9 protein-coding genes are annotated in these 12,866 nt (G+C 61.3%); 2 read left to right on the forward strand and 7 right to left on the reverse strand.

Features of this window, described 5'->3' with window-relative positions:
• Position 1: 1 nt before the first annotated feature.
• The 4 genes from ACYG9V_RS04135 to ACYG9V_RS04150 all read right to left on the reverse strand — a co-directional run bounded on the left by ACYG9V_RS04135 (position 2) and on the right by ACYG9V_RS04150 (position 6,767).
• Positions 2 to 1,900: an ABC transporter substrate-binding protein gene (locus ACYG9V_RS04135; protein WP_352765790.1), complete on the reverse strand. Its 1,899-nt coding sequence runs from the start codon at positions 1,898 to 1,900 to the stop codon at positions 2 to 4.
• Entirely contained in the window at positions 1,897 to 3,792 is a 1,896-nt protein-coding gene (locus ACYG9V_RS04140; protein WP_023672138.1) for an ABC transporter ATP-binding protein, read from the reverse strand. Before ACYG9V_RS04140 ends, ACYG9V_RS04135 begins: the two co-directional genes overlap by 4 nt.
• 152 nt (positions 3,793 to 3,944) lie before the next feature.
• Positions 3,945 to 5,285 carry an adenylate/guanylate cyclase domain-containing protein gene (locus tag ACYG9V_RS04145; protein WP_460221913.1) on the reverse strand — a complete coding sequence of 447 codons (1,341 nt, stop codon included), beginning with the start codon at positions 5,283 to 5,285 and terminating at the stop codon, positions 3,945 to 3,947.
• A gap of 303 nt (positions 5,286 to 5,588) precedes the next feature.
• A complete protein-coding gene (locus ACYG9V_RS04150) occupies positions 5,589 to 6,767 on the reverse strand; it encodes a DUF3095 domain-containing protein (protein ID WP_027050460.1) in 1,179 nt (392 codons plus the stop codon).
• Positions 6,768 to 6,841: 74 nt separating this feature from the next.
• On the opposite strand from ACYG9V_RS04150, the gene ACYG9V_RS04155 reads away from it, so the two are divergent.
• Positions 6,842 to 7,930 carry a glycosyltransferase family 4 protein gene (locus ACYG9V_RS04155; protein WP_352765791.1) on the forward strand — a complete coding sequence of 363 codons (1,089 nt, stop codon included), beginning with the start codon at positions 6,842 to 6,844 and terminating at the stop codon, positions 7,928 to 7,930.
• Complete coding sequence (locus ACYG9V_RS04160; RefSeq protein WP_460221914.1) at positions 7,927 to 8,685, forward strand: polysaccharide deacetylase family protein; 759 nt, start codon at positions 7,927 to 7,929, stop codon at positions 8,683 to 8,685. Before ACYG9V_RS04155 ends, ACYG9V_RS04160 begins: the two co-directional genes overlap by 4 nt.
• A 1-nt stretch (position 8,686) precedes the next feature.
• Here ACYG9V_RS04160 and ACYG9V_RS04165 read toward each other — a convergent pair whose 3' ends face one another.
• The 3 genes from ACYG9V_RS04165 to ACYG9V_RS04175 form a co-directional block, all read right to left on the reverse strand.
• Positions 8,687 to 9,538, reverse strand: a complete 852-nt coding sequence (locus ACYG9V_RS04165) for an MBL fold metallo-hydrolase (protein WP_023672143.1) — start codon at positions 9,536 to 9,538, stop codon at positions 8,687 to 8,689.
• Positions 9,539 to 9,649: 111 nt separating this feature from the next.
• Positions 9,650 to 10,117, reverse strand: a complete 468-nt coding sequence (locus ACYG9V_RS04170; RefSeq protein WP_023672144.1) for a cyclic nucleotide-binding domain-containing protein — start codon at positions 10,115 to 10,117, stop codon at positions 9,650 to 9,652.
• A 34-nt stretch (positions 10,118 to 10,151) separates the two neighbouring features.
• Positions 10,152 to 12,866: an ABC transporter transmembrane domain-containing protein gene (locus ACYG9V_RS04175; RefSeq protein WP_023706793.1), complete on the reverse strand. Its 2,715-nt coding sequence runs from the start codon at positions 12,864 to 12,866 to the stop codon at positions 10,152 to 10,154.

Here is a 12,866-nt window from a genome sequence, read left to right on the forward strand (position 1 = left end):
CTCAGGAGCCTCCAAGCCAGAATGTGTCCAGCAAATAGACACCGAAATAGGAGGTCGGGTCGTAGCCGTAGAGTGCTTTGTCAGGCAGGTTGCGCAGCCGCGAGGATACCAGAATCGGCTGAAGTGTTTCGTTCACCGTACCGATAGAGAACACCTGATCGGTGTAGATCGACAGCATCGAATTCCAGATTTCGGCGCGCTCGCTGGATTCGGTCGACCCGTTCCAGCGCTTGAGCAAAGCCATCAACTCGACCACTTCAGGAACATCGGGCGCCTCACCCATCTTGCCATGCGACAGATAGTAAGCGCCCCAGAGCGGCCATTGCAGCTGGTCGTCGATGGTGGGGGCCAGCTGGTATGGATTCATGTCGGCGGTCGGCACGCCATTGTCGATGCCCGACGACATCGACATCAGGATCTGGCCGCCAAGCGCGCGGCTGCGGAAGATGTCGCGCTGCGAAGTCCGGATGAACAAAGCGATGCCGATCTTGCGCCAGTGATCGGTGATGAGTTCGAGCGCATCGGTTTCCAGCGTGCTTTCGCCGGCTGTTTCCACGATGATCTGCGCCGGGCGTCCATCGGGAAGTAGCCGCAGGCCGTCATCGTCACGGGCCTGAAGCCCGACCTCGTCAAGCAGCGCATTGGCCTGGTCGGGATCGTGGGCGATCCAGGCTTTCGCGAATTCCGGCCGGTAGAGCGGGCTCTCCGGCAAGACCGTGTCGGCGCTTTCCTGCGCCAATCCGTAGAAGACGGCCATGTTGATCTCGCGACGGTCGACAGCGAGCGAAAGGGCGCGTCGCACGCGCACGTCACGCAAAAGGCCGCGCCACACCGGGTCGGCACAATTCAGATTTGGCATGAGCGCCAGCCGCGAACCCTGTGTGCGTTTCCACAGATGCATCTTCACCGGGTAGCGCTTCTCCGCGTCCTTCAGGAAGGAGTAATCGCTGAAGTCGATTCCCATGCATTGCAGGTCGCTCTCGCCCGCACCGGTCTTGGCGGAGATGATCGCCGACGAGCTGACATTCATGATGATCCGGTCGACATAGGGCAGTTGCCGGCCGTTCTCGTCTGTTCGATGAAAGAACGGGTTGCGCTCGAAGATGAACTGCTCGGCCGGCGGCTTGGTCCGGTTCTGCCAGGGGTCGAGTGTCGGCAGATCCGGGTTCTCCGGGCGATACTGCCGCGACATGCGGATGTGCAGCAGCGTCCATTTTGCGGTCCGGTTCTCCTTCATCAGGCCGGCGAGCCGGAATGGATCCTGATATTTCTTGTGGAACTGCTTGAGATAGGCGGCTGGCAAAACAAGCGGTGTCGGCGAAGCAGCGGCAAGTTTGGGCAGGAAGTCGGGATTGGGCGCGTCCCAACTGTAGCGGACCGTCAACGGATCGACGATCTCGAAACGTGGCGGCTTGCCGTCCGCCAGCAGGGCAGGGGCGAGCCCCCCTTGCGAAAGCTCATCGTTCAGCCAGACATCTTCCCAGCAATAACGAAAATCCTCCGGCGTCAGCAGGCTGCCGTCTGACCATTTATGGCCTTCCCGAATCTTGAACGTGAAGACGCGATCGTCCTTCACGTCGAAACTTTCGAGAATGTCGGCCTGAAAGTTAAGCTTCTCGTCATAGCCGACCAGCCGGGAATACCCGTAGATCGTCATCATCCGGATATCTTTCTGGCTGCCGATGATCGTACGCAGCGTGCCGCCATACTGGCCGGGCTGCCGGCCCATCGCGGCGAGGTTCAACGCGCGCGGGCTCTTGGGCAGGCGCTCCGCGAGTGGCGGCAGAGCCCTGGCTTTCAGCTGCGGCTGAAGAAAATCCGGCTCCAGATCGCCGGCGCGCGCCGTGCCCGGCAGAAATGCCGAAGCCATGAGACCAAGGACAGTGCGGCGGCTGATCAATGGCGTAACTCGCTGACATCGGCCGAACGTCGGGCCAGGACGAGGTGGCCGCCGCCAAGATCGAGCGGCGACAGCATATCCTCTTCGCCCTCGTCGCGGAATTGCGGGCCCCATGCGCTGGTGTCGGAAGCGCCGCCGAGCTTCAGCGTCTTGAAATCCATGGGCCGGTCGAGATCGGGGAAAGGGACTGCGGCGAGCAGTGAGCGCGTGTAGGGGTGGATCGGTTTCCTGAGCAGAATTTCGCGCGGCGCAAGCTCGACGATACGCCCGCCGCACATCACGGCGATGCGGTCCGCCATGTAGTCCACCACCGCCAGATTGTGGGATATGAACAGGTAGGTCAGGCCCAGTTCCTTCTGCAGGTCCTTCAGAAGGTTCAGGATCTGCGCCTGCACGGAGACATCGAGCGCCGAAACCGGCTCGTCGCAGATCAGCAGTTCAGGCCCCAGCGCCAAGGCGCGCGCAATGCCGATACGCTGACGCTGCCCGCCGGAGAAGCTGTGGGGATAACGCTGGATGAAGCGCGGATCGAGCCCGATTGCCTGCATCAGGCTCTTGACCGTGGCTAGCCGGGACGCGGCATTGCCACGTTGATGGATTTCCAGCGGCTCGCTCAAGATGTTTTCCACGGTCATGCGAGGCGAAAGCGACGAGACCGGATCCTGGAAAACCATCTGGAGTTTCGCCCGCAGCAAGCGCAGGGCGTCTCCCTCGGCTTCCAGGACGTCGATCGGTCCGTCGCGGCCGTTGAAGATCACGGAGCCGCCGGTAGGGGTGACGGCCCGCATCAGGATCTTGCTGACGGTGGTTTTGCCGCAGCCGCTTTCGCCAACCAGGCCCAGGCACTCACCTCGCCTGATGTCGAAGCTGACGCCGTCCACGGCGCGAACAGAGGTCTGATGGCTCCCGCTGAACCATCCGGAGTTGCGGATGGTGTAGACCTTTTTCAGATCCCTGACCGACAGCAGAATGTCGTCCGGCCCCTTCGCTTCCGGCGCCGTCTGCTTGCCCAGCAGGGTCCCGACATTCACCGGCACCTCGCGGAGCGCCTTCAGCCTTTCGCCAGGCTTCAGGTCGAAATGCGGGACGGCTGCCATGAGGCCCTTCAGGTAAGGGTGGCCTGGCCGGCGGAATATTGCCTCCACAGGGCCCGCTTCCATGATCTCGCCATGGTACATGACCACCACCTCGTCGGCGACATTGGCAACCACCCCGAGGTCGTGCGTGATCAGCAGCATTGCCATGTTGAGCTTGGTCTGAAGCCCGCGCAGCAATTGCAGGATTTGCGCCTGGATGGTGACGTCCAACGCCGTCGTCGGCTCATCGGCGATCAACAGAGCGGGCCGGCAGATAAGCGCCATGGCGATCATGGCGCGTTGCCGCAATCCTCCCGAAAGTTCGAACGGATACATGTCGTAGGCGCGCTTGGGATTGGGGAACCCGACGAGGCCGAGCATTTCCTCGGTCCGTGCCTTGCGCTCCGTCCGATCCATGTGCGTATGAATCTGCAGGGATTCGCTGACCTGGTTGCCGATCGTGTGCAGCGGCGACAGCGATGTCATCGGCTCCTGAAAGATCTTGCCGATGCGGCTGCCTCTCAACGCCCGGATTTCGGGTCCGTCGCGCGGCATCTGCAGGATATCCTGCGTCGTGCCGGGCTTTTTGGGATCGGAAAACAGGATACGGCCGCGAACATGGGCCGTGTTCGGCAAGATGCCCATCACGGCCTGGCTGAGAACCGATTTTCCGGAACCGGACTCACCGACAAGTGCGGTGACCTTGCCGGGCAGGACGCGAAGATTTGCCCGCCTGACGGCATGCAACGGTCCCCCGACAATGGCAAAAGAGATGCCAACATCCTCGATCCGCAGCAGATCAACGCCTGCATCCATTCCCACACCAGCCCCAATCTGGCGCCTCCCGACCGGCCCCAAAAAAGCAAGACTAGCGCATTGTCAGCGCAGAGCAACTTGGATTCGAAACGAATTCCCCGGCGACCGGCGGCCGGACAGCATACCAGGGCGTCCAGATCGGATGGTGGTGACTACTGGAGCTTCCTCCGGTCGCCCGCCGACAGCCGCGCGGCATCGCGATGAAGCAGCATGACCTGCTCGGCGTCCGATATCCGATCGTGAAACGGCTGCAGCGCAGCGTCTTCATCGAGTGCGAGAGCACCCGACAGATCGGGTGAAAGCACCGTCAGCTTCTGCTTGCTGCCCGCCAGTTCCTCCTCGCCGAGCGTCAGCCAACTGTTGGCCCCGCAATAGCCGGCGAAGTCCTTGCTGGCGAGAACGCTGTGCGGATATTTCTTGGTCAGGGTCTGGAGACGCTGGACCTCGTTTACAGCCGAGCCGAAGACCGAGAATGTGAGTCGGTCGGTAAGCCCGACATTGCCGAACATCACATTGCCGACATGCAGGCCGATACCAAATTTTATGTCGCCCAGTCCTTGCTCTTTTCTGCGCAGATTGAGCTCCATCATGCGCATGCTGGCCTTGTGCGCAGCCGCAAGAGCAGCCTGGCAGGCGATCTCTGACTGCGCGCGGTGCCTTTCGCAGGGGTAGACGGCAATGAATCCATCCCCCAGGAAACTCATGATCTGCCCGCCTTTGCGATTGAATGGTGCTGCGATGGCATCGAAAAACTGGTTCAGCGTATCGATATAGACTTCGCGGCCGGAGGTTTCGGCGAGCCTTGTCGACCCGCGCATATCGCCCATCACCAGCGCGGCCCGGATTGTGTCGCCCTCGCCGCGCTTGATCTGGCCGTCCAGCACGCGCCTGCCGGCGTCACCGCCGAGATACGTGGTCATCATGTTGTCGGCGAGCTTGGTGAGCACCGCCATCTTGCTTGCTATGGCGAGATGGTTCTGGATCCGCAGCAGCGCCGAAATCATGCTGTCGCTGAAGCCTGAAGCACTGTCGGTGGACCAGGACCCCAACATGCCCTGACTTGTATCGCCGTTGAAGGGATGGACGAAAGCCATGTAATCGGTGACGCCCATAAGCCTGAGCTCATCGAAAACAGGAAACTCCGACCGCACCGACGGGTCGAGCCGGCGCCGCAGATGGTCGAGCTTGTTGCTGAGCAGATGGTAGTATGGGCTGGTTAGGAATTTGTCGGAATGGACGCCGTTCTCACTCCGGAAGCCTTCCACTTCCAGGCCTTGGCCGCGAATCCAGGTGAAACCGAGCGCGTCATAAAGCGGATGCAGCATCGAAAAGCTCAAATGCACCCGCTTCAGCGGCAGGCCGGCAGCAGCCAGCCGTTCACAAAAACCCTTGACCAATGTTTCCAGGTCGTCGCCCGCCAGCGCCGATTGGGTCAGCCAATCGGCAACCTTATCCATGAGAATGTTGGAAATTTCTGCTTGCGCTGTGCTCATGCTATCTCGAAACCCGTCGAAGACGAGCCATCTCCTTTGATCCGCAAAATTCTCGAAGTCAATGAAGCCGGCTTCGGGGGCAGAAGCCGGCGAAGAATATCCCGAATGACTGTCCTTGCAGGAAGCAAGCAGACGTCGACCGCACAAATCACCTGCAACACTATGTGGCGAGGCTGCCGGCGAAGTGCAATCCCGATCCTGACATCGCGCAAATAATTGGTCGGCTCAGGCACCGTTGGGCTCGCCGGGTCCCAAGAACCATGGCCGCGGCGCATTGCGGAAAATCGATTCCCCAAGCCGTCATCAGACCGGCGCCTTCGCCTTCAGGCTTGCGGCAGCCATTGCATAGCCGCCGGCGGCGCCATCGATGAAGTGAACATGATCGCGCTGCAGCGGCGAGATGACGAGGCATGTCATCAAGGCCGACTTCTGGCGGTGCAGGCCATAGTTGCAGATGCCGGCCTCTTCCGCTTGTTTCAGCCGGTTCTCGATCCGCTGCAACACATCCGCGTCGACGTCGATGGTCATCTTCAAGCCGTCGTCGAACTTGCGGAAATCCGAATTGCTGGCCACCTCGCGCTTGTAGACCTTCGGATCGAAACCGCCGATCGTCCAGCCCAATTTGTCGGTGACGGCCGTAAGCGTCATCAGGAAGATCACCCACAGCTTGGCCAGCCACCGCCGCCCCGGCGGCGCCGTGGCCCGTGCCTCGACATCGAGACCGGCGGGCAAGAGACTATAGGCCGGACCGTCCACCGGCACCGGGTGGCCATCGCGCTCCTGCCTGCCGGCAAGGGTGATGATGTCGGAAGCCAGAAACTGGAAACCACGCAAGTCGCGCGATGCCCCGGGCACGGCTATGATCGAGACAATTTCGCCATGCCGGGCTTCGATCGGGTTCCAGCGGCAGGAGAGGCCGGTCAGATCCGGCCGCGCGCCGGCCGGGGCGGGGTCGACGCGGTAGCGCCCGGCTTTCATTTCGGCTTCCGCCCAACTGCCGCCGCCGCCGGCGAACATGGCATAGAAGGCTGCTTCGGAGGCCTGGAACCTCGCCACGCGAACGTCGAGGCCTTGCGCTCTTATGTCCTTTATCGGCACGATTGCGGCACGCAAGGTCAGGTCCAGTTCGTCCGCCACCCATCTCTGGACAGAAGCCAGCGCGTTACGGGCGATCTCCAGCGCCGAGCCGGGAAACGCCACGAGCGCGCCGTCGCCGCCGAAGACGAAGGGAAGATCTTGCCGGCCCAGTGCATTGAGCAGCGCCGAAATGACGCTGGCGCCGGCCATATTGACGGTTTTGTAGCGCCCGGCCTCGATCGCCTTGGTCGAGCCGACGATGTCGGCGGTGGCCAGCGCCCAGCCATCGGGGAGAGGCCGATAGTTGTCGATATCGGCAACGCTTTCGAACTTTGCGAAGACCGGCAAAGAAGCGACGAACGGGTCGGACGCGACAGCTGTTTCCATAAGCATCAGATAGCACATTCCAGCGCTTGAAGGTGAAGTCGATCATGCCTCGAAATTGACTTGGGCAGGCTTTGCGATGATAGGATCGCGCGATGCGAATTGCCTTCTACGCCCCGCTGAAGTCGCCCAATCATCCCGTTGTCTCCGGCGACCGCCAGATGGCACGGATGCTGGTCCAGGCGCTGCAGCATGGCGGGCATAGCGTCGAACTGGCATCGGAGTTGCGCTTCTATCTACGCCAGCCGGAACCGAAAAGTTTCGATGCGCTCATGATCGAGGCCCGGGACGAAGCCGCGCGACTGACAAGGCTTTGGGACCGTGACGGCAAGCCCGATCTCTGGTTCTCCTATCATCCCTACTACAAGGCGCCCGACCTGATCGGGCCCGAGCTGGCGTTGGCCTTTGCTGTCCCCTATGTGACGGCCGAAGCCTCCTATTCCGAACGGCGCAACGCCGGTTCGTGGGCCGATAGCCAGGCATTGGTGGCGCGAGCCATCGAGCAGGCGGCGCTGAACATCTGCTTCACGCAAAGGGATCGCCAGGGGCTGGCGGATGCTGTTCCCCACGCCGCTCTCGGTATGCTTTCACCCTTCATCGACACATCGGCATTCCACGAAATGCCGGTACTGGATTATCCGACGCGCCTCGTGACCGTCGCCATGATGCGCCCGGGCGACAAGGTCTTGAGCTATCGCATGCTGGCGCAGGCGCTCGGTTTGATCGGCCATCTCCCCTGGACGCTATCGGTCGTGGGGGACGGACCTGCCCGTGACGAGGTAAAGGCGCAATTCGCCGGCTTGCCCGCCGACCGTATCGAATGGCTTGGCGCGATTGAGCCGGTCGCCGTGCCGGCTGTCCTCTATAGCGGGGGAATCTACGTCTGGCCGGGTTACGGCGAGGCCTATGGCATTGCCTATCTTGAAGCACAGGCCGCCGGCCTTCCGGTGGTGGCTCAGGACATTGCCGGCGTGCCGGAGGTTGTGCGGCATGGCCAGACCGGGTTTCTCACCCCGCCGGGCGATGTGGCGGCGTTCGCTTCCGCAATTGCAAGGCTTCTGGCCAACAATGACGAAAGAACCATCATGGCTGCAGAGGCCAGACGTTTCGTTCTCGAAGAACGCTCTCTCGGTGCTGCAAAGGCCCGTCTGGCGGAACTTCTCAAGATGATCCCGTTGTCATGACATCCGACCCGATTTGGCAGCCCCTGGTGGACGAGCTGGCGCACCGGCAACGGGCGGGCCGCAAGGCAGAGTTCTGGCTGCGCGACGATGACGCCGTGGATCCGACGCCGGCGCTCGATCGGTTGCTCGACCTCACCGGTGACTTCGCGGTTCCGGTCACTCTGGCCGTCGTTCCGGCCCAGACCGACGGGACGCTTGTCGTCCGGCTTGACGCGGCGCCGCATGCCACGGTCGCCATTCATGGCTGGGCGCACCGAAATCATGCGCCCGAGGGTCAAAAAAAGCAGGAGCTCGGCGCGCATCGGCCACGCGAGGTGGTGCTGGATGAGCTGGCCGGCGGGCTGTCCCGTGTAACCGGCCTGCACGGCGCACGTGCGGTTCCGATGCTGGTGCCGCCCTGGAACCGGATCGACGCCGGCCTGGTACCCGACCTCCGATCGATAGGATTTGCGGCATTGTCGGTGTTCGGGCCGCCAAGGCCGGCTTCCCTGGCGGTCATCAACAGCAATGTCGACATCATGGATTGGCATGGCACGCGCGGCTGCCGCGATCATGGTCTGTTGGTTCAGGCCATCGTCGCGCAATTGCAGCGTGCATTCGGCGGCGGCGAACCGGTCGGCCTGCTCACCCACCATCTCGTCCATGATGAATTGGCCTGGCTTTTCCTCGAACGGCTGTTCACGATCACCGCGCGGGCAGAAGGCTGCGCATGGCTTCCGATCAGCACACTGACAGAACGCAGCGCCGGAAAATAGCTCAGCGCTTTTTGTGCAAGACTGGAAATGTGAGCGTCTGGCCATCCCGCGCCGCAAAAGCGCCGGCAAATCTGTCTTTGGCCAGTTTCTCCATCTCGTCCAGCTCATCGTCGGTGCGTGCCGGATCGTGGTGAAACAGCGCAAGCCCGCGCGCGCCGGCCGCCTCGCAGAGCTTGACGCCCTGTTGCCATGTCGAGTGCCCGTTGCCGCGGTAGCGCTCCATTTCCTCCTCGGTGTAGGTGCAATCGTAAATGACGAGGTCGGCATTCTCGATCAGGCCGAGCACCGCCGGATCGAGTTTGCCCGGCTCGTGCTCGGTGTCTGTGATGACCGCCACGACGCGGCCCCCCCATTCGACCCGGTAGCCGATGCAGCCGCCCGGATGGGTAAGACTACCGGTCCGCACAACAACTCCTTCGCGCGGCCGAAGCACGTCTCCGGATGCGAAATCGCGGCAGTCGAGGCTCGCCTTGCAGACACCGAGTGTCACCGGAAACCATGGCGGCCGAATGAATTCATCGACCATCTGCCGCGTCGTCATGCGTCCAGCCAGATGCCCGGACCAAAGCGTAACTTTGATGCCTCGTTCATAAATAGGCTTGAAAGCCGGCAGCCCGATGACGTGGTCGTAGTGGCAATGGGTGAAAAACAGGTCGAAATCGGTGACGCCCGCCGCCCGAAGCGTCCTGCCGGCAGGCCGCAAGCCGGAGCCCGCGTCGAACAGAAGCGTATGCTTGCCGCATTGCATCTCGATGCAGATCGTGTTGCCGCCATAGCGAGCAAATTCTGGCCCCGACACCGCAATGCTGCCGCGCACGCCCCAAAACCTGACAAGGAAGAAATCGTCGTCCATGCACCCTTTCGCCCATCGTAGCCAACCAACTGCTGCCAGAGTCGTTCCAGGAAAGGTGTGACACGGTTCCGGAAACTGCATCAAAACAAAGAAACAGAGCGGCTCGCCGCTTCAGTGCAACTGTGAATCGCTCTCGGCCGTTCGTGCGTCGATCAGGTCCGCGGTCGTACTGCTTAGCCTATCGGCAAGAACCCGCAATATCTCGATGGTCATTTCGGGAAACTCCTTCATAAGCCTCAGGAAATGGTCCTTGCGGATTCTCAAGGCCTCCAGCTCACTTGCCGCTTTGACGGTGGCAGTACGGGAGCTGTTGCACAATATGGCAATCTCGCCAACGATCGAATTTGGCAGCAATTCGGCAACTTTGATCGGCCCATTGTCGGAATCGACCAGAATATCCGCGCTGCCCGAAAGGATGACATAGGCGGCGTCTGCCTCGTCGCCCTGCCGGAAAAGAATCTGGCCGGCACTGTAGTTCACGCGATCGGACGTGAACGCGAGCAGCTTGAGCTTTGTCGGCTCGATGCCAGAGAACAAGGGAACGCGTTGCAGCATTCCAACTTCATCCTTGAGCAGCATTGTCGCAAACCTTCCTGAATTCGCGTTTGCCAGACTATGACACAAGTTCCTTGAAGATACCGTTTCCCGCCAGGAGTGTCTCGTGTGTTCCGTCTTCCACCAATTGGCCTGAGTCAAAGACCACAACCCGATCGAACATCGCCGCCATTGCTGGATTCGTCACCACCCACACAATTGCCGGCGAATGGCCGTCGCGTCTGGCTTCGTCGAGCACATTCCGCAACACCTTGTCCTGCACGCGCTGGTCGAGCGCCGACAGCGGCCGATTGAGAATGAGGAAATCGGGACGCTTGAGCAAGGCGCGGGCAACATCGAGCTTCTGTCGCTGTCCGCCGGTCAGCCGCCTGCCGGCGGCGCCGACGTTGAAGTCCAGGCCCACATCCAGAAGCTCGGCATAAAGCCCCAGTTCGTCAAGAATATCATAGACGATGGAGCGAATGCGGTCCGGCGCGTCGGGATGGTTGTTGCCGACACGCCCGAACAGGACGTTGTCCATGACGGTGGCCGCGGCGATGTATTTGGCAGGGTCAAACCGTTCGACAGCTTTCTCCAGCTCGGCCGGCAGGTTTTCATAGAACTGGTTGCGTGCAGCGATGATCTTGCTCATCAGCTCGTCGGTCAACAGGCCGAAGCGATGCCGGGGCTCGATATAGGCAAAGCTTAAGGTGACCATCATGGCGCGGTCGTTCTCTGAAACCGCATCGTAGGGGCGATTCTTGAGCCGTTGCAGCAAGGTTTCGTAGGCGGGTATCTCCTCGGCGCTCATGAAGGCGAGCTGCTGGAAGAACTGGTGTTCGGGCGGCAGGTCGGCAAACAGCTCGATCGCCTGTTCGGCGATCTCCATGCCCATTTCGTAGAGCGTGCGGTCGAGGCCGGCTTGCTTCAGCACGGAAGCAAAATAGGGATTGGACGCCAGTGCCTTGTGAGCCAGTTCGGGGCCGGCCGCGGCGCCGAAGAGCAGGTTCTGGCCGATCGTCGCTTCCTTGTTGTAGGCGCCCGGTTCAAAAGGAACCACCAGCGCGCTCAGGCCTTCTTCCTCCAACCGGGTTCGCAGCGCCGCACGCAATTCGACGATCCGCTCGGCAAGCTTCGTGTGGCGCTTGAGGTCGGCCGAAGAGCGCAAGCCAAGATCCAGAATGTCGCGCGACAGAAGAACCGCGTCGAGCACCCGGCGCACGGCTTCGAAGAGGTCGTGCGGGCCGGTGGCGCCGGCGGAGGCATAGTTGATCCAGTCGCTGCGGATATCGAGATCCGGATTGCCCGACCGGCGCGCCTCGTCGATATTCCAACGGTGCTGGTCCGCCGCTGCGCCGTCATATGTCACCGATGTCAGCGGCGCATGCTTCAAACCGTAGAGCAAATTGTCGCGCAGGCTTGCCTGGAACAGGAAAACATCCGACGAAGCGTAGGACATGCGCCGGCCGGTCACGGCTTCGGGGAGATCAAGCAAGTCATCGGAGCCCGAAACGATCCTTCCGCTGTCCGGCCAGGTCAGCCGCGCAAAGGCTTCCGCAAGCGCCTCCGCTCCCCCTGTTGCGGTGCTGACCAGAGCCACCGTCTCACCCGGCTTGACCTCGAGCGAGATGCGATTGAGGAGCATTGCGCCGCCATCGTCTGCTATCGACAGGCTGACCGCCGACAGCGGCTTGGTCATCGGATCGGGATCGTCGACCGTCAGTGCTCCGATTTCCGGCGCGATGATATTCTCGACGGTGAACTGTTCGACGACCTGCTGATATTTGACCTGGACATCCTGCCGGTCCTGATCCCAGTCGATCAGTTCCTTCATCGGTCCGGGCAAGTCCTTGTAAGCGCCGATCACGGCCACGAGCTGGCCGACATCCAACCTCCCCTGGATGACCAGATAGCCACCGATCATGTAAAACAGAAAGGGCGTGAGCTGCGCGAGAAAATTGTTGAGGAACTTTACCATGAATTTCCATTGGTAAAGATCGAAGCGGATTTTGAAGATGAGCCCGAGCCGGGCTGCTATGTCGGCGCGCTCGTAGTTCGACGTATCGTGGACGTGAACCGCGCCGATGCCGTCGACGATTTCGCCAACCCGGCCTGAAAGCGCGCGCGCCGTCAACTGCCGCTGGCGCCCGAGCACGAGCAGCCGCCGCCGCATTCGCGGGATAAGCACGATCTGGATCGCCACGATCACGACCGCTATCATTCCGAGCCAGACGTTCTGGACCATGATGAACAGCATGGCCGTCAGCGCCTGGCCGCCGAGCAGCACCGGCTGCAGGAAGGCATCGCCAATGAAGCCGCCCAGCGGCTCCACCTCGTCCTTCACCATGGTCGCCACTTCGGCGGATTTCACCCGCTTGAAGTAAACCGGCGGAAACCGCAGCACACGATCGACCAGATCGAAACGAATACGCCGCAGCATGCGTTCGCCGAGCCGGCCCTTGTAAGTGTTGATGTAGAGCTTGAACAAGCCGTTGATGACGACCAGCAAGAGGAAAACAAGGCTGAGCGCAAGCAGCGTCGACGTGCGGTCGAGCTGAAAACCGGAGAAGAACTGCACCTCGCCGATGAACGGCAGGTTATAGTGCAACCTCATGAATGGCAGGGTCGCGCCCGGTTGCTCGAACCCCTTGCCCTGGATCGGGCCGTTGACGATCAGCTTCGGCAGGTCGAACGACATGAAATACGGGACCATCGAAAGCACGACGATCATCAATATCCAGAGCTGCTGCTTCCTGGTGTGCGTCCAGATATAGCGGGCTAGGCTGGTTTCCAT

It is taken from the genome of Mesorhizobium sp. W016 (assembly GCF_054719485.1).